This is a genomic window from Bradyrhizobium sp. LTSPM299 (genome assembly GCF_000938235.1).
In the GTDB taxonomy this organism is placed as follows: domain Bacteria; phylum Pseudomonadota; class Alphaproteobacteria; order Rhizobiales; family Xanthobacteraceae; genus Bradyrhizobium.
The window spans coordinates 1-395 of the sequence record NZ_JYMU01000001.1; the positions used below are offsets into that span (position 1 = coordinate 1).

General features: G+C 60.8%; 1 pseudogene. It reads left to right on the forward strand.

What is annotated here, in order from left to right:
- Positions 1–114 precede the first annotated feature (114 nt).
- A pseudogene (locus UP10_RS00005) lies at positions 115–395 on the forward strand (group II intron reverse transcriptase/maturase); the annotation flags it as partial.

Sequence of the window (395 nt, forward strand, 5' to 3'; positions counted from 1 at the left end):
TGGCTTGGCGAACTGGCGCTTGCGCTCCGGGAGGAGAGCTACCAACCGGATCCTATCAGAAGAGTGTTTATACCGAAGGCCAACGGCAAGCTCAGGCCGCTGGGCATCTCGACCGTGCGGGATCGGGCCTGCATGACAGCAGCGATGCTGGTGTTGGAGCCGATCTTCGAAGCCGACCTTCCACCCGAACAGTACGCGTACCGTCCTGGGAGAAATGCCCAACAGGCGGTGGTCAAGGTGGACGGGCTGCTGTTCCGCGGCCACCCGGAAGTCGTTGATGCCGACCTCGCGGACTACTTCGGAAGCATTCCGCATGCCGAACTTCTAAAGTCGGTAGCGCGCCGGATTGTTGATCGGCGCGTGTTGCATCTGATCAAGATGTGGCTGGAATGCCC